Annotated in this window: 20 protein-coding genes; 17 read left to right on the top strand and 3 right to left on the bottom strand. The window is 51.0% G+C overall.

From position 1 onward, the window contains the following. Positions 1 to 201 precede the first annotated feature (201 nt). From C0081_RS17395 to chrA, 12 genes are all read left to right on the top strand, one after another. Positions 202 to 2628: a GumC family protein gene (locus C0081_RS17395; RefSeq protein ID WP_180966948.1), complete on the top strand. Its 2427-nt coding sequence runs from the start codon at positions 202 to 204 to the stop codon at positions 2626 to 2628. Positions 2629 to 2676: 48 nt separating this feature from the next. Further along, a complete protein-coding gene (locus C0081_RS17390) occupies positions 2677 to 3438 on the top strand; it encodes a WecB/TagA/CpsF family glycosyltransferase (RefSeq protein WP_101535119.1) in 762 nt (253 codons plus the stop codon). Positions 3439 to 3450: 12 nt separating this feature from the next. After that, positions 3451 to 4632, top strand: a complete 1182-nt coding sequence (locus C0081_RS17385; protein ID WP_180966947.1) for a glycoside hydrolase family 5 protein — start codon at positions 3451 to 3453, stop codon at positions 4630 to 4632. Between the two features lie 154 nt (positions 4633 to 4786). Beyond that, positions 4787 to 5119 carry a hypothetical protein gene (locus C0081_RS17380; RefSeq protein WP_146006492.1) on the top strand — a complete coding sequence of 111 codons (333 nt, stop codon included), beginning with the start codon at positions 4787 to 4789 and terminating at the stop codon, positions 5117 to 5119. Positions 5120 to 5360: 241 nt separating this feature from the next. Continuing rightward, a complete protein-coding gene (locus C0081_RS17375) occupies positions 5361 to 5981 on the top strand; it encodes a ribonuclease D (RefSeq protein ID WP_101535116.1) in 621 nt (206 codons plus the stop codon). A gap of 59 nt (positions 5982 to 6040) precedes the next feature. Then, positions 6041 to 7000: an LPS export ABC transporter periplasmic protein LptC gene (gene lptC, locus C0081_RS17370; RefSeq protein WP_101535115.1), complete on the top strand. Its 960-nt coding sequence runs from the start codon at positions 6041 to 6043 to the stop codon at positions 6998 to 7000. After that, on the top strand, positions 7000 to 7560 hold the full coding sequence (locus C0081_RS17365; RefSeq protein WP_101535114.1) for an LptA/OstA family protein: 561 nt from the start codon (positions 7000 to 7002) through the stop codon (positions 7558 to 7560). The genes lptC and C0081_RS17365 overlap by 1 nt, the downstream gene beginning before the upstream one ends. Positions 7561 to 7823: 263 nt before the next feature. Continuing rightward, on the top strand, positions 7824 to 8558 hold the full coding sequence (gene lptB, locus C0081_RS17360) for an LPS export ABC transporter ATP-binding protein (protein ID WP_245417993.1): 735 nt from the start codon (positions 7824 to 7826) through the stop codon (positions 8556 to 8558). Between the two features lie 301 nt (positions 8559 to 8859). Continuing rightward, complete coding sequence (rpoN, locus tag C0081_RS17350) at positions 8860 to 10488, top strand: RNA polymerase factor sigma-54 (RefSeq protein ID WP_101535111.1); 1629 nt, start codon at positions 8860 to 8862, stop codon at positions 10486 to 10488. Positions 10489 to 10989: 501 nt separating this feature from the next. Next, positions 10990 to 11562, top strand: coding sequence for a ribosome hibernation-promoting factor, HPF/YfiA family (hpf, locus tag C0081_RS17345; RefSeq protein WP_101535110.1), 573 nt, complete (start codon positions 10990 to 10992; stop codon positions 11560 to 11562). A 251-nt stretch (positions 11563 to 11813) separates the two neighbouring features. Beyond that, entirely contained in the window at positions 11814 to 12278 is a 465-nt protein-coding gene (gene ptsN / locus C0081_RS17340; protein WP_101535109.1) for a PTS IIA-like nitrogen regulatory protein PtsN, read from the top strand. A 159-nt stretch (positions 12279 to 12437) separates the two neighbouring features. Then, the gene (chrA, locus tag C0081_RS17335) at positions 12438 to 13763 is read left to right on the top strand and encodes a chromate efflux transporter (protein ID WP_101535108.1); all 1326 of its coding nucleotides are present in this window, start codon (positions 12438 to 12440) and stop codon (positions 13761 to 13763) included. An 85-nt stretch (positions 13764 to 13848) separates the two neighbouring features. Here chrA and C0081_RS17330 read toward each other — a convergent pair whose 3' ends face one another. From C0081_RS17330 to C0081_RS17320, 3 genes are all read right to left on the bottom strand, one after another. Continuing rightward, entirely contained in the window at positions 13849 to 14112 is a 264-nt protein-coding gene (locus tag C0081_RS17330) for a DUF1150 family protein (RefSeq protein ID WP_180966946.1), read from the bottom strand. An 80-nt stretch (positions 14113 to 14192) separates the two neighbouring features. After that, positions 14193 to 14645: an Hsp20 family protein gene (locus C0081_RS17325; RefSeq protein ID WP_101535106.1), complete on the bottom strand. Its 453-nt coding sequence runs from the start codon at positions 14643 to 14645 to the stop codon at positions 14193 to 14195. A gap of 409 nt (positions 14646 to 15054) precedes the next feature. Further along, on the bottom strand, positions 15055 to 15573 hold the full coding sequence (locus tag C0081_RS17320) for a GcrA family cell cycle regulator (protein WP_101535105.1): 519 nt from the start codon (positions 15571 to 15573) through the stop codon (positions 15055 to 15057). 747 nt (positions 15574 to 16320) lie between these two features. Here C0081_RS17320 and C0081_RS17315 point away from each other — a divergent pair. From C0081_RS17315 to C0081_RS17290, 5 genes are all read left to right on the top strand, one after another. Next, the gene (locus tag C0081_RS17315; RefSeq protein WP_101535104.1) at positions 16321 to 17520 is read left to right on the top strand and encodes an aspartate aminotransferase family protein; all 1200 of its coding nucleotides are present in this window, start codon (positions 16321 to 16323) and stop codon (positions 17518 to 17520) included. Positions 17521 to 17536: 16 nt separating this feature from the next. Next, complete coding sequence (argF, locus tag C0081_RS17310) at positions 17537 to 18475, top strand: ornithine carbamoyltransferase (RefSeq protein ID WP_101535103.1); 939 nt, start codon at positions 17537 to 17539, stop codon at positions 18473 to 18475. A 304-nt stretch (positions 18476 to 18779) separates the two neighbouring features. Continuing rightward, the gene (locus C0081_RS17300; RefSeq protein WP_101535101.1) at positions 18780 to 19808 is read left to right on the top strand and encodes an Hsp33 family molecular chaperone; all 1029 of its coding nucleotides are present in this window, start codon (positions 18780 to 18782) and stop codon (positions 19806 to 19808) included. A 360-nt stretch (positions 19809 to 20168) separates the two neighbouring features. Then, entirely contained in the window at positions 20169 to 21707 is a 1539-nt protein-coding gene (locus C0081_RS17295) for an efflux RND transporter periplasmic adaptor subunit (RefSeq protein ID WP_180966945.1), read from the top strand. Continuing rightward, positions 21704 to 25093 (top strand): efflux RND transporter permease subunit, encoded by a 3390-nt coding sequence (locus C0081_RS17290; RefSeq protein WP_101535099.1) that lies wholly within the window; start codon positions 21704 to 21706, stop codon positions 25091 to 25093. The genes C0081_RS17295 and C0081_RS17290 overlap by 4 nt, the downstream gene beginning before the upstream one ends. The last annotated feature ends 111 nt before the right edge of the window (positions 25094 to 25204 follow it).

The following is a 25204-nucleotide window of genomic DNA, read 5'->3' as shown; positions in this document are numbered from 1 at the left end:
TAGCCGTATATGCAGACGCAGAGAGCGATCTGTGTGATTTGCCTTATGGTTAACCAAGTCTCAATACCATCCACCCATACTGCGAGAAAGTATGGAGCGAATTTGGCGCTCCTATGGACATGAGTTGCCGTTTGGTTCGAGCACCCGACCTATGATTGCAAATGCAGGATGGTTGGATGTTATGTTGGCAGGATGAATTGTATGTTTGGACGCAAAAAGAAAAAGAGTGACCTTGATTGGCAGCCAAGTTCCAAGCCGGAGCAAGGCACAACCAAAGCCATGGCTCGCTCATCTGCGTCTCAGGCACGCGCTTTTAATTCAGACCATTCAATCAATGAAGAAAATGATCAATCTGATGTCTGGACCGGCTTGATCCATCCTCGGGCCATGTTGAATTTCTTTCGCAAGAATGCATTTTCGATATCCATGGTCGCCGCGCTAGTGGTCGTGGCCGGACTGGCCATCTATTTTGTTCTGCCAGACACATACGCGACAAAAGCCTTGATTCTTGTTGATCCGCGCCAACCTCAGGTGACGAGTTCGGAGACTGTTTTGTCTGGTATTGGTGGTGATGCAGCCGCGCTAGCCAGCTATGTCGAAATCATGAACAGTGATGGATTTCTGGACAAAGTCGTCGATCAATTGGACGTCGCGGATGACCCCGCTTTTGCCGATGCAACAAACAAGACCGAACTGATTGGTATGTTTCGCGAAAATATGTCTGCTACCCGTCAGGGTGCGACCTATATCGTTGAAGTCTATTATAAATCCAAAGTGAAGGAAAATGCCGCCAAATACGCAAACGGCATGGCAGAAGCCTTTGTAAGTGATCAGAATAATATACGCAGATCCAGCAGCGAGGAAGCGACCACGTGGCTATTAGAGCGCCTCACTTTGCTGCAAACCAACCTGACAAAATCAGAGAATGCGGTCGCCGCTTATCAGGCGCGCAACGGAATTGTAGAAGCCGGTGCCCAGGGCACACTCGATAATCAGCAGCTTACGTCGTTGGTGGGGCAACTGGCCACAGCAAAAACAGAGCTGGCCGAGGCGCGTGCCCGCTATGAGCAAGCCAGAAAAGATGGTGTGCCAGCCAGCGCTAACCTCAATCAAAGTGGCCAGTTTACCAATCTGGATCAGCTTATGCAGGAGCAGAGCCGGTTGCGCCGCTCCGCTGCCGAGTTGAGCCAAACGCTTGGCGCACGGCATCCGCGGATGTTGGCCAACAAAGAACAGCAAAGAATTATCGCCACGCAGATTTCACAGGAGCGCAGACGTCTTGTTCAGCGCACCAAGCAATCCTATGAGACAGCTGAAGCCAAGAAGCAATCACTGGAGCGCCAGTTGGCAGATGCGCGTGCGCGGTCGATCCAGCTCAACAAAGCAATGGTTGAATTGGCCACTTTGGAACGCGAAGCCTCCGCCAATCGCAATCTCTATGAACAATTTTTGGCCCGCTACAAACTCACTGACGAACAAAGCCAGCTACAATTTAGTGAAGCGCGTATCGTCTCTAAGGCCCCGATACCTTTTAAATCCACCAAGCCGTCTTTGAAGCTGGTCTTGCCTGTGTTGTTTGTGCTCGGATTTGGTTTCGGTGTTTTGGTTGCACTGATCAAAGAGGCATTTGCAATGCCTCAACAGCAGAATAACAGACCATCGGGCCGTTCTTCTATGTCTTATGCTGGTGTGCAGACACAACAGCGGGTCCAGCCCGTCAGTAATTATCTGGACCGGCCTGTTGAGGAGTTCCTCAATGAGCCAAAGACCGCTCTCGCTCATACAGACCGCTCCGACAGTGCCAAGCAAATCAAACCCAAGGAACCCTTGGTGCCGGTGGGTACGCCCGAAATCAACGACCCGCAACCGGACGAGAGCGACACAATCATCCATTGGGATCGTTCAAAAGCCAACATGGATGCTACGGCTAGTCCTGCACAAGGCGAAGTGGAGCGGAGCAAACGCGCCGTTATCGAAGAAACAGAACCAAGTGGCAGTGCTGTTCTACTCACGCTGCCTGATATGCGCGAAGCTGAAGGGAATGATGAAGATCTGATCGATGACCTGGTGGCAGGCTATCATGAAGCCATCGAGCAATTTCTCGATAAAAATCTTGAAGAAGACAATGTAAGTCTGTTGGTAACATCTGCGCATTCCGGAGGCGCGCAGGACATCACGGCCGATATTTTGCGTGAATTTGCAATTGATGCCGGTTTCCATCCGGTCGTCATCTCAATACAGGATCGGCGTCAAAATGCTCAGCAGGTCTCTCATGCCACGGGTCAATCGCAGGCTCCCGAGCGGGTTGCACGTCTGCAGGAATATGAATCGTTTGATTTGATCCCATTTGTGTGTGCTTCCGGTATCAGCAATGGCGCCGGTTTGGCCGGGATGCTTTCGCAAGAATTGAGCAGTCTGATCGCATTGTGCAAAGAAAACTATGGTTTCGTCATTCTTGAAACCCGCCAAATTCTGGACCCTGACACGTTGGAAGACCTTATGGATCTGGTGGATTCCAGCCTGTTGGTACTGGCGGAGAGAACAATGACAGCGTCAGATTTGCAAGATTGGCAAGACTGGGCGTCGACAGTCGGCGTTGGTTTGGTACTCGACCAAACCCAAAATTAAGTTTTTCTCTGTATAAAGGCCCTACGTGAATTGGGGGACCAAAGAGAAATGAACAGTGCCAATCCATTGACCACAATTGGTGGTTTGCCGATTACAGTAGAAACTTGCGAAGAAGCTGCTCGATATATGCTGGATTTTGCTTTTTCTCGCCGTGGCAAAGCTTTGCCCCCATTATATTCTACTTCTGCAAATGGACAGGTGGTTTCGGCATGCGCTTTGGAGCCTGAAACCAAAGCCCTGTTCGAAGAAGCCGACATTATTCACGCCGATGGGGAACCCCTTGTCCGTGCATCCCGAATGCTTTGCAAAACACCGTTGCCCGAACGGGTGGCAACCACCGATCTGATTCACAATACAGCCCGTCTGGCACAGGCCGAAAAAGCCAGCTTCTACTTTCTTGGTGCCTCTCAAGATCAAGTTGATCTGGCGGTTGAAAATATGAAACGTCTGTATCCCGGTTTGATATTTGCCGGCCATCACGATGGCTATGTTAGCAAGGAACAGGAAGACGGTGTGGTCGAAGAAATCAACAATGTCGCACCGGATATTCTCTGGATCGGAATGGGCGTGCCACGGGAACAGCAATTTGTTTCACGCAATTTATCCAAACTGACCAATGTGGGCGTGATCAAAACATCGGGTGGTCTGTTCAACTTTCTGTCCGGGAAAAACAAACGCGCCCCCCTGTGGATGCAGACATGGGGGCTGGAATGGGTTTACCGGATTGGCCAAGAGCCGCGCCGATTGCTCTGGCGATATCTGACGACAAATCCACACGCTGTCTGGCTGTTGCTGACACGATCTCGCTGAATGGATACCTGCATGCCAGATCTCAGAGTGTCTTTGTGTCGCCAATTGGCCATCTTTATGGTGGCGGGGGTTGGCTTGCTGCTTTGCGCACCGCTGGCCAAAGCCCAAGGGCCTCTTGCGGGATTGGCTCACTGTCAAGCCGAGAATCCCTTGTCCACCAAAGGGCAGGATGCCGGTCTTGCGCGTGGTTTCAATCTGCCTAATTGGGATCCTGGCCACAACGGGCTAAAGCCCGATGATTTGCTCTTGTCACAACTGCGTACCGAAGGGTTTAGCCATATTCGCCTGCCGATTGATGGCGAGAAATTGATGACGGCTTTTTCTGGTCCTAAGGAGATAAAGGCTTATCTCGATCACCTGGAAGACCAAGTCATCAGGTTGCACGGGTTGGGTTTCTCGCTGTCACTCGACATGCATCCTGGCGGCAGGTTTCAGACCCTGCACCTCAAAATCCCTGCTGCGGGATTAAAATTGCTGACCCAAGCATGGGAGTTGATCGCGGCGCGCGCCAAAAGTTGGCCAAAAGCTGGTATCTATTTTGAATTGCTCAACGAGCCAGTCCCCGCTCAGGAGGTCTGGTGGCCCCAAGCGCAAAGTCTTGTAACGCTCCTGAATGAGACCGCAAAAGGTCGAGGCTTGATCGTTGGCCCCGCTGTTTATCAGCGTTATGAACCGTTGCTCGACGCCGATCCCCTGATTGGCCAAGATCTGATCTACGCCATCCATTATTATGATCCGTTTCCTTTCACCCATCAGGCCATGACGTGGGGGGAAGGATCCTATTTATCCCGCATCGGCCAATTGCCTTTTCCTGCAGATGCCAATCATCCGGCATTGATGGCGCAAATTAAAAAACTCGAACAAGCGGGAGACACCGAGGCGGTGGCTGATTTGCGTCAAACCTTTGCGCAACCATGGGATGCTGCACGGGTGAGCGCTGATTTCGCTCCGGTTGGTGCTTGGTCCAAGCGCCACAATGTGGCGGTGATCGTCAATGAATTTGGAGTTCTCAATTTTGATGTCGACAAATGGGCGCGCACCGATTGGCTTCGTGCGGTGCGGCAAGCGGCTGAAGAACACTGTCTGGGCTGGACCCATTGGGAGTTTTCTAACGGATTTGGTATGGTCGATCCTCAAACAACGCTGATCGATCCATTCGTGCTCGACGCACTGATGTCGCAAAACAGCCAATAAGCCAGTCCACCATCAAGAAGGCAAACCCATACCTCAGGGCATGATTGCGATATAGCAGTACATATTTGCTTTCACACCGGTTCTCAAAAAATGATACACTTTTTCTGACATTCTTGATGTGAATGGCCAACGGTCAGGTGGAAAGGAATTGGAAATGATGGGACGTGTTTTGTTGCGAGCATGGTTGGCGCCAATGCTCATTGCTGGTTTCCTTTTGACGACACCGGCATTCAGTTATGACGGTCAGGAATATGTCGTTTGTCGCCTCAATCCCAATGGCGATAATTATCTGTCTTTGCGAACATGTGGCTCAACCCGATGCCGTGAGATCATGCGTCTGGGGCCGAACACTCCATTGCGGTCATGGGAGCCCTATGGCCAGTCTGGTTGGCGGCAGGTGGATGTTTTGCCATATCTCGATGCCCGTGGCGGCAATTATACATCTGGCTGGGTGTTCGAGCGGTATATTTGCGAGGTTCGATATTGAAAATTTCCTCACCAAGTCCGCATTTTACGCCCTAGAAACAGTTTGACATCAAACGCATGTGCGTAACGCCGACAGATTGGGTGCGATAGCGACAGGTAAGGCTTTCCAAGCCTTGAGAAGAAGGGCCGAACCTTTTAAGGTTATTGCAGGCCGGTATATGCCCCAAGGGCAAGCCCGCCCATCTTTCTTACTCCGTCGACGGGCGAAACTGCGTCGACCCTATCTAGGACCTTGCGATCAAATGACAATCAGGCTGCATCAGGGAGATCTTCCCAATCTTAACAATTATGACAATGTTTCAGCAGTCGCGATTGATACTGAGACGATGGGGCTTAATCCACATCGTGATAGACTTTGTCTTGTTCAGATTTCACCCGGTGATGGTAGCGCAGACTTGATTCAAATTGCCAGAGGCCAGACCGAAGCTCCAAATCTGTGCACGTTGCTTGGCAATGATAAAATGACCAAGATCTTTCATTTTGCTCGCTTTGATATCGCTGTGCTCTATCACACATTTGGTGTGATGCCTGCGCCGGTTTTCTGCACCAAAATTGCATCCAAGCTGACCCGGACCTATACAGACCGCCATGGTCTCAAAGATGTTTGCCGTGAGTTTTTGGAAGTGGATATTTCCAAGCAGCAACAAAGCTCCGATTGGGGTGCGGACATGCTGACCGAAGCCCAGAAAAAATATGCAGCGTCTGATGTGCTGCACCTGCACGGTTTGATGGGAATCTTTCGAGCACGTTTGTCGCGTGAAGGCCGTAAGGAACTGGCTCAGTCCTGTTTTGATTTTCTGCCCAGCCGCGCCAAGCTCGACCTAGAAGGTTGGCCCGAGACTGATATATTTTCCCATTCCTGATATTAAGTCAGCCAATTTGCATCGCTCGGTTCATCTTAAATAGGACTGGATTGAGCGATATGATTAACGATGCCTTGATTGCGCGGTTAGCTGACCCATATGGAAATCTAGGCCAGCGTCTCCAGTCGAGGCGCATTACCGGCGCGCAACGTGCCCATGAGAAGGGCGTAAGGCAGGATATGAAGGATCAAACGGGATCGGATCAAATGGACCAGCGTGCGCCGGACGCACAGCGACCGTTGACGTCGTCCCGTGATCATTCTCCTGTTTCTTTGCAGTCAGATAATCTTGGGCCGGACCGAAAATCCCAGACGAACAACATGTTCCACACGCGCGTCGATCATGACACGCGCATTATCTCGGCGCAGGAACAGCAAACGGCATTTCGCAGCGCACAACGCCACACAAAGCGTGTAAAAGTGCTGAAATGGGGTTTGCCGCTGATTGCGTTGAGCATTATCGCGGGATTTGTTGGTTGGGTTGCGCAGCAAAAACCGGTTGAGCAGCCTGTTGAAACGGTTCAGGAACAGGCGGCGCTTCAGCAAGATGAATTGATTATGCAAAATCCAAATCTGAATGGGTTTTCAGACGGGCGAGCCTATGAAGTGATTGCTGATCGCGCAGTCCAGAAAATTGCGACGCCGGATGTGATCAACCTTGAGACATTGACTGCACGCATAACAGATGAAAAAGGCCAGTGGGTGACAATCACCTCTCAGTCAGGCCTGTTCAACCAGACAAGCGAACAAATGACATTGAACGGTACCGTCGACGTTAAATCATCCTTGGGGTATGACTTAACGACCGACATCGTCAATGTAGACATGAAAAAGAGGTATCTGGAAACAGAGACCCCGGTGGAAATCCTCTCCAAGGACATTCTGCTGAAGGCGGACAAACTGGAAGCGATTAACAATGGCGAACAATTTCGCTTCATCGGCAACGTTCATTTACGGATCGATGCTGCGATGATGAACAAGAGCGATACAAAGCCCCCGGCGCAAGAGGCGGATCAATAATGGCAGCTCGACATATCTTCTTTTTTGCTCTTTTTGTGTTGGTGTTGGCTCCGCTTTCTGCGGGAGCACAAAGCATGGCTGATGTGGCGTCGGGCTTGCGTACCGATCCCGACGCCCCGATCGAAATCGAGGCCGATCAGCTCGATATTTATGACCAAAAAAAGCTCGCCGTCTTCAAGGGGAACGTCAGGGCGCAGCAGGGTGAGACCATTCTGAATACAGCGACCCTTACAATTCATTATTCCGGTGGTGGAGCGGGAACTGCGCAATCGATCACTCGGCTTGAGGCAATTGGTGGTGTTCAGATTTCCCAAAAAGATCAAAAGGCGACCGGCAGCACCGCTTATGTCGACATGGTCAAAGAGGTTATCACGCTCAGCGGCAATGTCGTTTTAAGCCAAGGGGCAAATGTTTTGCGTGGGTCCAAACTCACAATTGATATGCAATCCGGCGCTGCGCGCTTGGCCTCTTCCTCCGCGAGCAGTGGGACAGGAAACAAACCAAAGCGCGTTCAAGGGCTGTTTATTCCCAATCGAAAATCCAAAAAAACAAATAATTGATCAGCAAAGTGTCTCGACAATGCAGCCGATTGGTTTTAAGAGCAATCCAACTCGACTTCTCAGTCGCGGTGAAAGGCTTATGCATTTGACGGCACTGCGAATCTAATCAATGGTTGCTAAGACCGCATCTGGTAACAGATTTTAATACGGCAGTTCGCATTGTCTCAGTCTAACACCTAGAAGTACGCACTTTTATGCAAGAGCCCGACAGCCAAATCACCCCACTTCATGCAGATGACCCTCAAAGAGGGGATGATCCGCTTATGCAGGACGGTCAAGGCTGGCTTGTGGTCCACGACATCGGCAAGAGTTATAAAAAGCGTACAGTGGTAACCTCTGCGTCATTGTCTGTTCAGCGCGGCGAAGCGGTTGGCCTTTTGGGGCCGAATGGCGCGGGTAAAACCACGGTTTTCTATATGATCACCGGCCTTGTGCGTCCGGATAAGGGGTATATTTCCTTAGATGGCTTCAATATCACCAAACTACCCATGTATCGCCGCGCCAAGCTGGGCATCGGCTATTTGCCGCAAGAAGCGTCTATTTTCCGCGGGTTGAACGTCGAAGATAATATTATGGCTGTATTGCAGTTGGTCGAACCCAACCGCAAGAAACGAAAAGAACAGCTGGATCAGCTGTTAGAAGAGTTCACAATTACGCATTTGCGTAAATCCATGGCAATTGCCCTGTCCGGCGGTGAAAGACGTCGACTGGAAATTGCCCGTGCCTTGGCCTCGCGCCCGTCTTTCATGCTGCTTGATGAGCCTTTCGCCGGCGTTGATCCGATTGCCGTTGGAGATATCCAGCAATTGGTGCGTCATTTGACCGCACGTGGCATCGGCGTCCTCATCACCGATCACAATGTGCGCGAAACGCTCAGCCTGATTGATCGCGCCTATATCATTCATTCCGGAAATGTTTTGACCAACGGCACCCCCGAAGAAATCATTTCCGACCCAGAAGTGCGCCGCCTGTATTTGGGCGAGAGTTTTTCGATGTAATGTCTTGTGAAATGGTTTGGGGTGAGATTCCTCTGAATCAGAGCAAAAGCTGCATATATATTGGCCTTTTATGGAAAAAAATCGCACAGGCCGTCTGTTCTTTCCCAAACAGGGGCGAACTTTTCACGTTATTCGCTAGGATTGTTGCCGGTAAATCCAAGGATTTCCCGCAATTCAGCGGCCAATTAACGCAAATATAGAGCTTTTAGCCCTGCACGATTTTTGAATTGGGAAAATCAGCGCAAGGCTGCTATAACTAACAAGCAATTCTTGTACCAACTCACTTCGGACAGGCGCGCCAATGGCTCTAACACCAAGACTGGACATAAGGCAAAGCCAATCGCTGGTGATGACACCCCAGCTGATGCAAGCGATTCAGCTGTTGCAAATGTCCAATCTTGATCTGGTGGCCTATGTTCAAAAGGAATTGGAGAGCAACCCGTTGCTCGAAGCGACGAGTGGTGATTATGCCAATGAACCTACCCCGGCCGAAGAGAGAGGCGAAGTGGGGGGCTCGGAAACCAACCAAGCCGTCGGTGTGAATGTTGAAGCGGTTTCTAATCCCGACGGGATGACACGAACAGATACGTCTGGACGAAGTGGCGACAGCAATGATAGCTCCGCAACACCGGATCTGTCCGATCAGTTGGGCGAATCTCGGCCCGAGCAAATCGAAGCTATATCGAATGATCTTGATGCGCGGCTCGATAATGTGTTTCCGGACGATCATGGCCCTGCCGAACAGGCCGGACCGCAGCTGAACGATCCTTGGATGTCAGCACCGATGCGCAACGGAGGTGTCAATCCGGACTATGATCTTGAAGCGGTTCTTGCCGGTGAGTTGTCACTGGCCAATCATCTTGAACAACAACTAACCACCGCAATTTTTGAACCAACCCGGCGCATCATTGGTCAGTTTCTGATCAACGAGCTGGACGATTTTGGTTATTTGCAAACAGACCTGGCCTTGGTTGCCAATCGCCTCGGTGTCGAGACCAATGAGGTGGAGGCAACGCTTGAAATCCTGCAAACGTTTGAGCCTTCTGGTGTTTTTGCACGTTCCTTGTCAGAGTGTCTCGCGATACAACTCAAGGAGCTCAATCGATATGATCCAGCGATTGCTTGTTTGCTGGACAATCTCGAGCTTTTGGCTAAACGGGATTATGCGACGCTGCGCAAATTATGCGCCGTTGATGAAGACGATCTGACTGAAATGGTCGCAGAAATACGGGCGCTTAACCCGCGCCCGGGCAGTGCTTTTGGCCATTTGACCGTGCAACCGGTCATTCCTGACGTGTTTGTTAAACAGGCAAGCGATGGTGGCTGGCGCCTGGAGTTGAACAGCGAAACTCTGCCCCGCGTGTTGGTCAATCGTACCTATTATGCCGAGATCAATCAGACGACGTCTGGAAAAAAAGAAAAAGAATTCCTTGTCGATTGCCTCCAAAGCGCCAACTGGCTGGTCCGGAGTCTCGATCAGCGTGCCCAGACCATCCTCAAGGTGGCAACCGAAATTGTTAAGCAGCAGGATGCCTTTTTCGCCTATGGTGTGACCCATCTCAAACCCTTGAACCTGCGAACCATCGCAGATGCGATCGAGATGCACGAAAGCACCGTCAGTCGCGTCACATCCAACAAATATATCGCCACCAATCGCGGCACATTCGAAATGAAATATTTCTTCACCTCGGCAATCTCAGCCACGCAAGGCGGCGATAGTCACTCGGCAGAATCAGTCAAGCATCACATTCGCCAGGCCATTGATGCTGAATTGCCAGCCAAGGTTCTCTCTGATGATGCCCTGGTCACCTTGTTGCGTGAGTCTGGCATCGATATTGCCCGCAGAACCGTGGCAAAATACCGTGAGGCGATGCATATTCCTTCATCGGTTCAGCGTCGACGGGAAAAAAAGGCGGCATTTGCCAAATAGGGTGGCAATCAAAGTTTGACAAAGCATCCAATATCTACCCATCACGCCAATGATATTGCATATAATTTAGTCACGGTCGTATCGGTCTTTTTTGCGTCAATTCGGCACAAGTATGAAATTTTGTTAACGTTTGTGTCTTGAAAATATTTCATTAATTTCAAACTTGCAAAGTCGGTGGATAAACACGTAGGACATGATCTTTCTGTCCTTCAATTGTCATGTCTTCTGGTCAAGCGTCGAAATTTTTGGCAGACTGAAGCTATGCATGACACCTTTTTCCATGACATTGACATTTTTGAACGGAGCGCCTATTTGTGCGCAGCCCGTTTGCATGGAAGTGCTTCTGTTACGGAATGTTGTCATGCTTCTGGCCGACCTGACTTTAAAACCTCAAAGAGCGTGGCCGGTTGCCACCGTTAGATACTAGGCAATACAGCTATAGCTGATTTGAGAAAACGTAGGGTTGGTCATTCCATTGACCCAAAATGATCAGGGGGTTCCATGACGCTTCGAGTAACTGGCCGACAAGTTGATGTAGGTGATTCACTTCGCGCATATGCCGAGGACCGTGTCGAAGAAACCGTGCAGAAATATTTTGACGGTGCTTTTGACGGACAAATGACCTTGGAAAGAGAAGGCCTCGGCTTCAAAAGCGATCTCGTCGTTCATCTCGACACCGGGATGACAATGCAAGCGAGCGGATCGGATGCTGATCCTCAAAAAAGCTTTGAAACAGCTGTTGAGCATATCGACAAACGACTGCGCCGCTACAAACGACGTCTGAAGAGCCACCGCTTTGACCGCAATGGTGCTGATGATGCTATTCAGGCCGCATATGGTGTGTTGGAAAATCCCGACAAGCAAGAGGAAGTCGCAGAAGATTTCACTCCTGTTGTGATTGCGGAATCCACCTCGCCAATTCGCACAATGACTGTGGGGGATGCCGTGATATCACTGGATATGACCGATTCTCCTGTAGTGGTTTTCCGTAATGCTGGCGATGACGGTATCAATGTCGTCTATAAGCGCCAAGACGGCCATGTTGGTTGGGTTAACCCAACCCTTATTAAATAAGTAAGGGCATTTCCCGCAGCCAAGCAGCCGCGGGAGTGCCATCGAGTTTTCGGTTTCAAATCCATCCCAATTTGAAAACCAAGCCTATTTGGGATATATTTTATCAACGCGGCTAACGCCCGTTGGTGCTCGCTCTAGACCAACCTGCCCTCAGGCTAATACCCCGAGGGCAGGTTGGTCACTTTCAAGGAACAGGAGCATCGTGTCTTCTCAATAGACTAGAGGCACGGTGCTTTACGCATGAGAGTTTCATGGAATTGAACGATCTACTCGCTCCTGGAGCGATTATACCGCTGCTCAAAGCAAGCAGCAAAAAACAAATCATACAGGAACTTTCGGAGCGCGCGGCCAAATTGACTGGCTTATCGCACCGTCAAATTTTCGATAAATTATTGCAACGTGAGCGTCTGGGGTCGACTGGTGTTGGTCAAGGCGTCGCGATTCCCCACGGTAAATTGGCTGAGCTCGATCGGATTCACGGCATGTTTGCCCTGTTGGACAAACCTGTCAATTACGATGCGATGGACGACAAACCGGTGGATATTGTCTTCCTGTTACTCGCGCCGGAAGGTGCTGGTGCAGACCATCTTAAAGCTTTGGCACGCATTGCCCGCGTATTGCGCAATGACGATACCTTGGCAAAACTGCGAGCAGCAAGCGACGCAGATGCCATTCGCGCCATTCTTTGTGAGTTGCGTGAATCTGACGCTGCGTAACGTCTGATCGCGCAAATGGGCGCGATCAGTACACACTTCCCAAAATCAATTCTGTCTTCTTTTTGCTTGGATATCAGGCTCCTGTAATCTGTCTGTCAAAGTCACGCTCCATAAGAGCGTGACTGCGCGGTATTTGCTTGCGCCATTGGGAGGGACGCAATGAAGAACAGTGGGCCAAGCCCGAAAATAATGCCTGCTTTGTCCAAGCCGACCTTGCAAGAGGCCACATCTGTTTGGTGGCACATTGGTGTGCTGTCTTTTGGGGGACCTGCGGCGCAAATCGCCCTGATGCACCGAATGGTGGTTGATCAAAAAAACTGGCTCAATGAGCGACAGTTCCTCAATGCGCTTTCCTTTTGCATGATGTTACCCGGTCCTGAAGCCATGCAATTGGCAACTTATGTGGGGTGGCGTTTGCATGGTGTCTTGGGCGGGCTGATCGCTGGTCTTGCCTTTGTCATTCCCGGTGCTTTGGTCATTCTTTGTCTTGCTGCTGCTTATGCTTTATGGGGGCAGGCCCCTCTGGCTGCATCCCTGTTTATGGGCATCAAGGCGGCTGTTCTGGTCATCGTTTTGGAAGCCTTGTTGCGGGTCGCCAAAAAGGCGCTCGACGGAGCAGCGCATTGGGTGATTGCGGCTTTTTCATTCATTGCGATTTTTTTTCTGGCGTTGCCTTTCCCGTTGATCATTGCCGCTGCCGCGCTTTATGGCGTCTGGCATGGTCGGCGGGCCAATGCAGCAGAGGCTCCGCACGAAGATGAGCTTGATAAACAGCCTATAGCCTTGACAAAAACCCTGATTACAATCGCCACGTGGCTGCTCATCTGGCTGTTGCCCTTGGTTTTGGTGGGGTTATTCGCTGGTCCGGAACTCTTTGGCACGCTCGGGCTGTTTTTCTCAAAACTGGCGACTGTGACCTTCGGTGGTGCCTACGCTGTGCTGGCCTATATGGCCCAAGATGCCGTTGTTCTGCACGGCTGGTTATCAGCCAAAGAAATGATGGATGGGCTCGGGTTGGCCGAAACCACGCCCGGCCCCTTGATTTTGGTCACCGAATTTGTCGGCTTTCTGGCATCCGCCCGCATGGATGGCGGCGTCAATTTATGGATGGGCCTAGTAGGGGCATTGATCACGCTTTGGGCAACCTTTGCTCCCTGTTTTCTCTGGGTTTTTGCCGGTGCACCCTATATTGAATGGATCAGCGCGCGCCCCCGCCTGCGTGAAGCTTTAAGAGCCATCACTGCTGCTGTGGTTGGGGTTATTCTCAATCTATCAGTCTGGTTCGCCCTGCATGTGTTGTTCGAAAAGGTTGAGAATCAAGCATTCGGCTGGGTCACTCTGCAAGTCCCCCATTGGGGAAGTTTTAATCCTGTGCTGTTTGGGCTGTCTTTGCTGGCGGGCTACTTGCTGCATGTCCGCAACTGGTCAATTGTACAATGTCTGGGACTAACCGGTGGCTTAGGTCTGCTCTGGGGCACATTCTAAAGCGTTAGACCAAAAAATACCGGCCCAATCAAAAGACGGGGCCGGTATTTCACTCAAAATTTATCAGTCAGTAAGGATGATATCGTCAATGGACACTGACGGTTTCAATGTCATGGCGCATAGCGCTCAGTTTGGCTGCGGACTCAGAACCAGCCAAAGCGATTGGCTGTCCCTGAACATCGAGCAATGCCCATAGTTCCTGATTTTGCGGAATTTCCGGTGCCTCGGGGAACATATCCATCACTTCGTCTACGCTCACTTGCCGGACATAGGCCATGCGGCGTTCCAACATGATCGATTCCAAGCCATCTTCCATCTCTTCACTGTCGAACATTTCTTCTTCAAACATGATATCTGCTTTCATGTTGGGTCTGAGGCAGCCCGCCTGGGGAGGATGTGGCGGGGCCTCTAACCTGAGGGAAGGGGCCGTTATTCTTTGACGTCAATGGCAATCTTCCGGACGACCTTCTCAGGCTCCGGTCTGGCGAGATCAATTGACAATAGACCATCTTTAAGCTCAGCTCCAAGGATTTCCATGCCTTCGGCTAGAACAAATGAGCGCTGAAATTGCCGAGCAGCAATGCCGCGGTGGAGATACTGGCGGGTTTGGTCATCCACTTGACGGCCGCGAATGACAAGTTGGCTTTCTTCCAATGTCACATCAAGCTGATCGCGGGTGAAGCCCGCTACTGCGAGGGTGATGCGCAACACATCTCCGTTGCCGCCGTTTCCTTCAAGCAATTTGCTTTCGTTGGGATCTAGTCGTTCGATATTATAGGGAGGATAGCCCTCATTTGCACCTTTGGCAACGCGATCAAGCACACGCTCAACCTCATCAAAGCCAAGCAAAAAAGGGCTGGAAAATGCAGACATTCGAGACATAGGCGGTCCTTTAAACTCTAAGCGACACGCTTGGCTTTTGCCTTATCTGGGCTGCGGCCAATCAACTATGGGCAGGCTTCGCACCACACCCGTTTTGCCGGACCTTTAAATAAGCCTCCGGTTCCTTCTCAATATGGGGCTAATTACGTCTTTCTTCAAGATGTAGTTTAAAGAGCAGTTAACCAGACTCCGCTTGATCTCGCCATTTGTTGCGTATCAATTCAATGGATGGCTTTGATGGCCGTCGCTATCTTGTTTGAAACGCCAAGGGATCTGCTATGTATTTGCCTTGAACAATATCCAGCTGATCTTGGTTTTAGATCCTTGCACCGTGGGCAGAACCTAAAAAAACCGCTCCGAAATCTCGGAGCGGCTTTTTTAAACCGGTGCGACCGTGAAAGTGTCTTACTTAGCCCGCTTTTTTTGCCCGACGTCTGTCAGAGCTCGGCTGGTAGGCGATTTCCGAATGATATTTGCAATAGGGAGCACTTGCTTCGGATTTATGTCCGCAGAAGTGGAAATCACCATCGCCTGGGTCGCCAATTGGCCACTTACAGGTTGTCTCGGTCAGAGTGAGAATAGAGGCCCTTTTTGAGATCGGTATAACAACCGGATCTGTTTCGGGTTTCTTCTCGGCACGTGGCTGGGGAGCCGCCTGCGGTTTGCTGTCTACCTTCAGAGCGTTGGCGCCGACGGTGGGCGCCGCGCCTGCGTTTGTCCGGGGGGGACGAGTGGTTTGTGCCCGGGTTCGGCGCGCTCGAGGTGCCGTTGTTGTTGTTTTGGCTCGGCCGGAAAGGCCTAAGCGATGGACTTTACCAATCACTGCATTGCGCGTCACTCCGCCAAGTTCCGCTGCTACCTGACTGGCACTCAAGCCGTCGCCCCATAGTTTTTTCAATAGTTCTACGCGTTCGTCAGTCCAAGACATTAATTTAGCCTCCGTCTAGACTGTCTCAGAAGGCAACAAGGTTCCGCACTCTGCCGCAAGTTTGCAACCAGGAGTTTTGTCTTCTGAAGTGGTTTTTGATTATGCCGCACGATATCTAGTCGTTAATAAAGTGTAAACTACTATATGCCTCATCGTTGCCGCAACAGGGATGGGAGGATATTAAAGCCTTTTCCCCAGAATTTCGAATCAAATGCTGTCCAAAATTTTCTTAACAACCGTTTTTTGCATTTATCTAGATAAGCTTGTGCATTTCTTGTGGAAAAGTTGTTAGAAAGCTTTGGGTATGTTTTTGATGTCATTTTGCGTGAAACACGACGGGTATTGTTGCCCCATAGACTTCGTATTTTCTCTCCAGTGAACATCGCCATTAAAAGTCTCGCGCGATAAATGAAGTGATTTTAGGTGTACTGCGAGTGTGTGGCGTATAAAATTTTGTGGATTGATGTAAATAAAGCATATAATTTCACAAGTGAGTAGTGTGTCCGATTGACAAAGGAAACACCATACTGCAAAAAAGAAAGCTTCGATAGCCGCCGATGGGGCGGCTTTTTTGTTGCAATTCTGCTAATTTGGCTAGGCCTATCAGGTGTGGTCAATTGGCTGTCCCCATGATGTTCCTACCCGACGAGCCTTAAAACCATTGACCCAGAGAAACGGGGATGTGGTCTCAAATGGCTTTCGGTAAGAAAGATCTGGAGACCAAGGCCTTGGGACGAGGATAGAAAAATGACGCAATCTTCGCTGTTTGCCACATATGCACGCGCTGATCTCAAATTTGAAAAAGGCGAGGGCGCTTGGCTCACAACGCAAGATAACCGACGATTTCTTGACTTTGCCGCAGGTATTGCGGTCAACAGTCTTGGCCACGCACATCCTCATCTTGTCCAAGCCCTGAAAGATCAAGCTGAGAAATTGTGGCATGTCTCGAACCTGTATGACATTCCCGGCCAGCAACGACTGGGCGAGCGCCTTTGCGCGGCCACGTTTGCTGACAAAGTCTTCTTTACAAATTCCGGGACAGAAGCGCTCGAGTGTGCCGTAAAAACCGCTCGCCGCTTTCATTATGACGCCGGATCACCTGAGAGAACGACAATCTTGACGTTTGAGGGTGCGTTCCATGGTCGCACGTTGGGGATGATCGCAGCAGGTGGGCAGGAAAAATACCTCGAAGGGTTTGGACCGAAAGCTCCGGGGTTTGTCCAGTTAGCAGACACTGACATCGATCTGGTCAAAGCGGCAATCGATGAAACCACAGCGGCTGTGCTGATTGAACCCATTCAAGGGGAAGGCGGCATTCGCGAAATTGAACCGCCTTTTTTGAGGGCCCTTCGTACTTTGTGTGATGAATCTGGCGTCCTGTTGATTTTTGACGAGGTTCAGACCGGCGTTGGCCGTACGGGTCAGCTATTTGCCTATCAAGAGGCCGGTGTGGAGCCAGACATCATGGGCATCGCCAAAGGCATCGGTGGAGGCTTCCCCATGGGGGCCTGTCTCGCGACAGCACATGTCGCCGGGGCTATGGTCCCTGGAACACATGGATCAACCTATGGTGGCAACCCTCTCGCAATGGCTGTAGGCAATGCTGTTTTGGATGTGGTTCTGGAAGAGGGGTTCCTGCCGCAAGTTGCTCAAACGGGGCTCATTCTGAAACAGCGTCTGGCAGGTCTAGTGGATTCTTTCCCCGATTTGATTGAGGGAATTCGAGGGCGTGGGCTGTTGCTTGGGCTCAAGCTTTCCTTCCCTCCCGCCGAGTTGCTATCGGCCTGTCGGGATGAGGGGCTGTTGACTGTCCCTGCCGGAGACAATGTTCTGCGTATTCTGCCACCCCTGACAGTTGGTCAGGCTGAAATTGATTTTGCACTTCATGCTTTGGAGCAGGCTCTAACAAAAGTCTCCGCCTCTAAAGCAAACAGTCACAATAAATAAGGGAGGATTGTGAGCGATGTCGACCAGTCCTATTCGCCATTTTGTAGATTTGGAAAATGAGAATACCGAAGATTTGAAGGATATTCTCAAAACGGCCCACACAATCAAGGCGGCACGAAAAACAAAACGAAAAACCGATATTTTGCAAGACAAGGTCATAGCCCTTGTCTTTGATAAACCGTCAACGCGCACCCGCGTGTCTTTTGATGTTGGCGTCCGTGAGCTTGGCGGTGAACCGCTGATGTTGACCGGTGCCGAAATGCAATTGGGACGTGGGGAAAGCATTCCTGACACAGCGCGTGTCCTGTCCCGTTTTGTCGACGGCATCATGATCCGTATGCTTGATCACGAGGCGGTTGCTGAATTGGCCAAATATGCTGACGTCCCAGTGATCAACGGCCTGACTTATTATTCTCATCCGTGCCAGATTATGGCTGACATCATGACCTATGAAGAGCATCGTGGCTCTCTGCAGGGCAAGACGGTCACTTGGGTGGGCGATTATAACAATGTGTTGGTCTCATGGCTGCACGCAGCCAAGCATTTTGATTTCACGATGCGCATTGGTGTACCTGATGAATTGCTGACGGACTATACCGTTATCAATCGTTTGAAAGACGCAGGAGCCAAAATCGAGGTCTGTGATACCGCCGAAGCTGCCGCCGATCAGTCAGACTTGATCATCGCCGATACGTGGGTGTCTATGGGAGATGAAGGGGCGGAGCATCTTCACAATCTCTTGAAACCCTATCAGGTCAACACCAGATTAATGGAACACGCGAAAGAAGATGCCCTTTTTATGCATTGTCTGCCGGCCCACCGCGGCGAAGAAGTGACCGATGAGGTCATTGATGGCCCGCAATCGGTGGTCTTTGATGAAGCGGAAAACCGCTTGCATGCGCAAAAGGGCATTATGGCTTGGTGCTTTCATAAGTCAAACGCTGACACCAAGTGATGTCAGGTTGAGAGATCGGCACAGCCGAGACCTGACCTAAGCTTTGGTTGCGTTGATTATGACGCACCGAATAGAAACAATCCCAAAGGGTGGATACAATCGTATTCACCCTTTGCCTTTGACACGGTCTGATAGTCCGCAAGTCTCGGAACCTGAGACTGATGGTTGGAACAAAATATGTGACTGCCTTGCGCTTTTTGCTATGCGCTTGATACGCCATTCAAATATTTTGACAAGCCCAGCCACTAAAGAATGAGTAGTGGTTTGAAACGTCAGGTCCAAGCCGCTGAGAAAGTGAGCCAACATGTCTAAGCAATCCGATACCACCGCTGCCACGATCACTCCTATTTCGCACATGGATCGCGTTCTTCCCTTTCAGGTCGATGGACTAGATGTACGTGGCCGAATGGTGCACCTGAATAATACCGTCACCGGCATCATTCAGCGGCACGACTATCCTGATGCGGTCAACCGTCTGCTGGCCGAAGCCATTGCGTTGACCTCCCTTCTTGGATCATCCTTGAAATTTGAAGGCAAATTCATTCTTCAGGTCCAGTCCAAAGGTGCCGTCAACATGTTGGCGGTGGACTTTACTGCGCCCGACGCTGTGCGCGCCTATGTCCGTTTTGACGACGAGGCGCTGGCGGCCTTGATTGAAAAAGGCGAAACTCTGCCAGAGCAATTGCTGGGTGAGGGCACTTTGATTATGACCATTGATCAGGGCCAATATATGAACCGCTATCAGGGCATCGTCATCTTGGACGGCAAAAGCCTTGAAGAAGCGGCGCATAGCTATTTTATGCAGTCTGAGCAGTTGCCTACGCGGGTGCGGCTGGCTGCGACCGAAATGGTGACCAAGCAAAAAGACGGAAGCTTTAAAAGCGAATGGCTGGCTGGCGGTCTTCTGGTGCAATATCTGCCGCATTCCTCAACTGATATTCCGCATCGCGATCTGCATCCCGGTGATCATCCTGATTTAGACAGCGAAACCGGAGGCGAGGTTGATGAGGTTGACGTCTGGCGCGAATGTGAAGCGCTAATCAATACGGTCAATGACCATGAATTGACCGATCCTGCGGTCACTGCAGAAACTTTGCTCTATCGGCTGTTCCACGAAAACAACCCGCGCGTATTTGACGAGATGCCGATTGAAGATCGCTGCACCTGCAGTCGTGAAAAGATTGGTGAAGTGCTGAATAATTTCAAACCTGAAGATCGAGATGACATGATGGTCGATGGCAAGATCGAAGTGACATGTGAATTCTGTAGCACCAGCTATAATTTTGTGCCCGAAGAGATAGAGGGCGAGATACAGGGCCGCGATCAAGACTGACCGCGTTCATGGATCTGATGATGAGTAAATTTTGAAAGCCGCTGGCCAAAACCAGCGGCTTTTTTCATGGCTTAGGTGGGACTTGGCTTTTGAAGCAAGGATAAGACTCTGTCGCTCGAAAGTGAGCACAATCGTCTCCAACCAAGCCGTCTATGGCGGATATTGAGCCATTGGTTGCCAATGAATTCATGTCATTGCGACTAAATAGGTATATTGATTTGATTGAATTCAAAATAATGCAACAATCGGATTGTCTTGCTGCTGCGTATATAATGTTAGCCTTGGGTTGATTTTTTTAAACCGTGGTTTTGAAGCTTGACGATTTCCGAGCATATTTCCCCAATGACATGGCCAAACAATATGACCCTTCATCATGATCCCAAATCGCAGGCTGGTAATCAGAGCAAAGCATCAAACGTGCTGGAGCAGGAAAAGAGCGATGAGAATGCAGCACATGATCCAGAGGGGAAAGAGCGGTCTGTTGAGGTATCGACTATGCTGAAGCTGATCAATTGGTTTTTCAAATTGCTCCTGCCATTTCTCGTTATTGGGGGTGGGGCCTTTGTTGCATGGAATTTGGTATCGACCAAACCTCAGGTCGATCGCCGCCCGCCGAGTGAGAAAACCTATGCAGTTCAGGTGTCGCCCGCCAAACGCTTCGATCATCAACCAAACATTATTCTGTATGGTACGGTTTCTGCTGCGAGAAACGTCGACTTGCGGGCGCTGGTCAGTGGTGAGGTCATTTGGGTCAGTCCGGAACTGGTCGAGGGGCGCAATGTGCAGATTGGTCAGGCTTTGGTGCGCATCGACCCGTTTGATTATGAAGGTGCCATTCGCGAGGCACAGGCAAATTTGGCTGAAGCTAAAGCCAAATTGACCGAAACATCTGCTTCCATTGCCAGTGATGAGGCCGCATTGCAGCGCTTGCTCGAGCAACAAGCCTTCGCTCGCAGCGATCTGGAACGCGCCGAGAAACTGGCCAAAAGCGGCAGTCTGACCCGACAGGCATTGGAAGGGCGCAAGCTCATCTTGTCCCAGCGTCAGCAATCGGTGGAAGCCAGAGAAAACAATCTTATCGTCCTGAAGGCCCGCATCGAGCAGCAAGATGCCAATGTTGAACGTCTGGTTTGGCGCCTAGAACAGGCGCGTCGCAATTTGGCCGACACCACGCTCAAAGCCCCCTTTACCGGATTGGTCCAGTCTCGGTCTGTTGATTTGGGACGATCGGTTTCGGGCAATGATACGCTGGTTTCGCTTTATGATCCGGACCAGATGGATGTGCGTTTCACTTTGTCCGACACGCAATATGGCCGCTTGATTTCAAAAGACAACAAACTGGTTGGTCGCAAGATCAATGTAAACTGGAAGCTGGGGGATGTCGTGCAGTCCCATCAAGCCATCATCGAACGCGTTGCCCCCGAAGTAAACGCCGCCAACGGGGGCATCGAAGTGTATGCGCGCGTTGCAGAAGGATCTCGCTTGCGCACCGGCACATTTGTCGAATTGGTCGTACCGGACAAGATATACAAAGATACAATAGAAGTCCCGCAAGCCGCGCTCTATGGCGGCAGTCGGGTCTATATTAACCGCAATGGCCGCATGCAGCCGCAGGATGTCTCCGTTATGGCCTATCTGGGGGACACGGTTCTTATTGACGGCACCGTGTTTGAACCGGCAACTGAAATTATCACAACACGGGTCGCCGAAGCGGGACCAGGTCTGAAACTGGTGGTGCCGGGTCGAGAGAAGCAAAGTGCCTCAGACGCCAAGGGCCAAAATATGAACTCTGTTGGCGGCAAACGTGCGACTGGAGAAAAGTCAAAAGCCGCGAGAAAAGAACCGGTAAAAGGCGTCGCATCGCCACCTAACAACGCCGATCAAGAGGCAAAACAATGAGCCGTTTTGATCATGCCCCCAAGAGAGGGGTCGTTGCGTTCTTTGTTCATCATCCCAATGCGGCAAATCTGCTGATGATCATTCTGCTTATTGCCGGTCTCTTTTCGTTGTCTCGTATGAATAGCCAGTTTTTCCCGACTATTGCCACAGACACAATACAGGTGTCGATCACGTGGTCAGGAGCCAGCGCCGAAGATGTCGAGGCCAATATTCTCGAAATTGTTGAGCCAAAAATTCGGTTTATCGACGGTGTCGACACGGTTCAATCCTATGCCCGTGAAGGGGCTGCGAGCATAAGTCTGGAGTTCAAACCCGGGGCAGACATGCAATTGGCACTGCGGGATGTTGAATCCGCCATTGATACCATCAGCACCTTGCCCGAGCAGGCAGAAGACCCCAAAGTCTCTTATCGGGAGTTTCGCGACGATGTGGCGCGATTGATTTTGTCTGGCCCGTTTGATGAATCTTCGCTGCGGGAATTTGCCAAGACGCTCCGTGATGACTTGATAGACAAAGGGGTCGACACGGTTGATTTTACGGGCTTGCGGGATGAAGAATTTTATGTCGGCTTGTCTGATTACGATTTGCGGCGCTTGGGGTTGACCATCAAGGATGTTGCCGATCAGGTTGCCTCCAACAGCCGTGATTTGCCGTCGGGCAAGGTGCAGGATGGCATCGAAAAACAAGTGCGCACATTGGCGGCCGAGGAAAGCCCCGAGCGCCTCTCCAACATAGAAATTAAATCACAAACGGATGGTTCCAGCGTTAATCTCGGAGACATTTCGCAGATCCAACGGCGGCTTGACCCCGATCAGGTGCGAGGCCTCATGCGAGGGCAATCTGCTATTCAGCTGGTGGTGCGCCGTGCTCCCAGTGAGGATTCGCTAAAGGCATCTGCCATTGTCGACGAGTATCTCTCAACTGCGCGTGATATTTTCCCTCCGACGCTGATTATCACTCAATATGATGCCCGCGCCGAAGCCTTGGTTGAACGCATTCTGTTGCTGGTCAAAAACGCTGTCTCTGGTCTCGTTCTTGTGTTGTTGATTCTGGCGCTTTTCCTCAATATGCGCACCGCGTTATGGGTCACAGCGGGCATTCCGGTTGCGATGCTTGCTGCCTGTGTCGTGCTGCTGGCACTGGGGCAAACCATCAACATGATGTCGCTGTTTGCTTTTATCATGATGCTGGGCATCATCGTCGATGATGCCATTGTTGTGGGAGAAGAGGCGACAACGCGATTTCAGGCTGGTGAACCCGGCCCGATCGCCGCCGAGGGCGGCGGTGCCCGCATGTTGATGCCGGTGACGGCCGCCTCGTTGACGACCATTGCTGCGTTCTCGCCCATTTTGTTGATCGGCGGTGTTATTGGTCAGATTATGGGTGTCTTGCCACTGGTTGTCATCTCGGTGTTATTGGCAAGCTTGATTGAGTGTTTTTTCATTTTGCCCGGTCATCTGGCCCATTCCATGACCCCCAGTCATCATCGTGGCTGGAATGTGAAAAGGGTGATTGTCACAGGCTTGGTTCTGGTTGCCCCGTTGGTGCTTTTCTACAGCATGGAGAAAGAACTGGCGGCCAAGTTCGGCGGCTACACACAAAGCACTTGGTCTTGGCTGCACACGTTTTTGGACAAAGGCCCGATGGTGCCGTTGATTGCCTTTGTCTCTTTTGCGTTTTTACTGGCCACCACAATAGAGTTATTTCTGGTTCGTCGAACTGCCAAACAGAATAAGCATGAAAATCATGGAAGGCCCAAAGAAAGCGCCTTTCGGCGAGCCTTTGACAAAGGCTTTGCCGCTTTTCGTGACGGACCGTTTCGGTCCCTTGTTACAATCTCTTATACCTGGCGCTACACAACAATTGCTCTGTGCATTGCCTCCATGGCTGTGGTGTATGGCGGGCTCGCTGGCGGGCGTGTTGGTTTTGTGTTTTTTCCATCTGCCGAGTCTGAAACCATCACCATTTCGATGGTTTTCAACGTTGGTATCTTGGAACAAGATGCAGTTAAAATCGTCAAGCAAGTGGATGACGCGGTATATGATACCGAGCGGAAGCTGGGCAAGGGCGAAAAGTTGGTGGTTGCCTCTTTCATCACTTTGGGCAGTTCTGGCCAGACAACCGCAGACAATGTCGCGTCGCTGCGCTTGCGCTTGACCAGCTCGGAACAAAGAAGCGTGCGCACAAATGTGTTCCAGAATGCTTTGCGACGCAATATGCCGCAAATTGCGGGCCTTAAACGCGCTTCTATCCGTGGGCAACGGGGCGGACCTCCCGGCGCTGATTTGGATATTCGTCTCATCAATGCCCCTCCCGAAACCCTCAAACAGGCATCGCTGGACCTGCAAGAACGGCTGTCGTCATACCCGGGCGTCAGCGAATTGAATGACAATATGCCATATGGCAAACCCGAGCTGGTTCTGGAGCTGAAACCCCGTGGCCGCAGCCTTGGTTTTTCCGCTCAATCCATTGGCGAGCAGGTGCGGGATCTGGTGGATGGCAGAACCGCTCGCAAATTGGCTATTTTGGATGACGAAGTGGATGTCTTGATCAAGCAAGACGCGCGAAACGATGTTGACAGCTTGCGTTCGATTTGGCTCAAAAGCACCTCGGGCGCTTATGTGCCTTTGACCGAAGTGGTCACACTACGGGACCGTCAGGGCTTCTCTTCTATTCAGCGGTTCGACGGTAAAACCACCATTTCCGTGACCGGCGATGTCGATTCTGAGGTGGTAACTGTCACCGAGCTTGTCGCCGCTCTTGATAAAAATCTGATGCCGGAAATCGCCGCCAAACATGGTGTAGATTATAATTTTTCCGGTCGCAATGAAGAGCGCATGGAAGCGTTTGCCGACTTGCGCCTTGGAGTTATGATTGCACTGGCCGCAATCTATATCATCCTTGCGTGGGTTTTTGCCTCCTACAGTCGCCCTCTGGCCATCATGGTGATCATTCCGTTTGGCATTGTCGGTGCCGTCTTGGGCCATTATCTGCTCGGGTTCCAGCTAACCATTCTGTCCTTGATTGGATTGCTCGGCCTCGCCGGCATTTTGGTCAATGATTCAATCATTCTGGTTAGTCGGCTCGACGAGCGTTTGGCCTTCGGAGAGACCCTCAAAGATGCCGCAATTGGCGCAAGCTGTGACCGTTTGCGCGCAGTGCTGCTCACATCCCTGACCACAGTCAGTGGTTTGACGCCCTTGTTATTTGAAGCATCACTTCAGGCGCAATTCCTCAAACCAATGGCGATAACCATCGTATTTGGTCTTGCGGTTGCCACCCTGTTTGTATTGTTTTTGGTGCCCAGCCTGTTTGGTGTTGGGTCTGACCTGTGCAAGGCCACCCGCTGGTTGCTCAATGGAAATGTGCGCTCATCCCAAGTGTAGTCTGCTAACGAGGCCAATGGCCAAACCATAGCTGGCAAGAAGAAGGGATCAGAATTGCTTCTGATCCCTCGCTTCTGGTTCCGCAATGAACCATCCCGTAAAGGACGGTCT

It is taken from the genome of Cohaesibacter celericrescens (assembly GCF_002866925.1).
Taxonomy (GTDB): domain Bacteria; phylum Pseudomonadota; class Alphaproteobacteria; order Rhizobiales; family Cohaesibacteraceae; genus Cohaesibacter; species Cohaesibacter celericrescens.
Note: the sequence above shows the minus strand (reverse complement) of the source record. Positions and strands in the feature narration are given on the sequence as shown.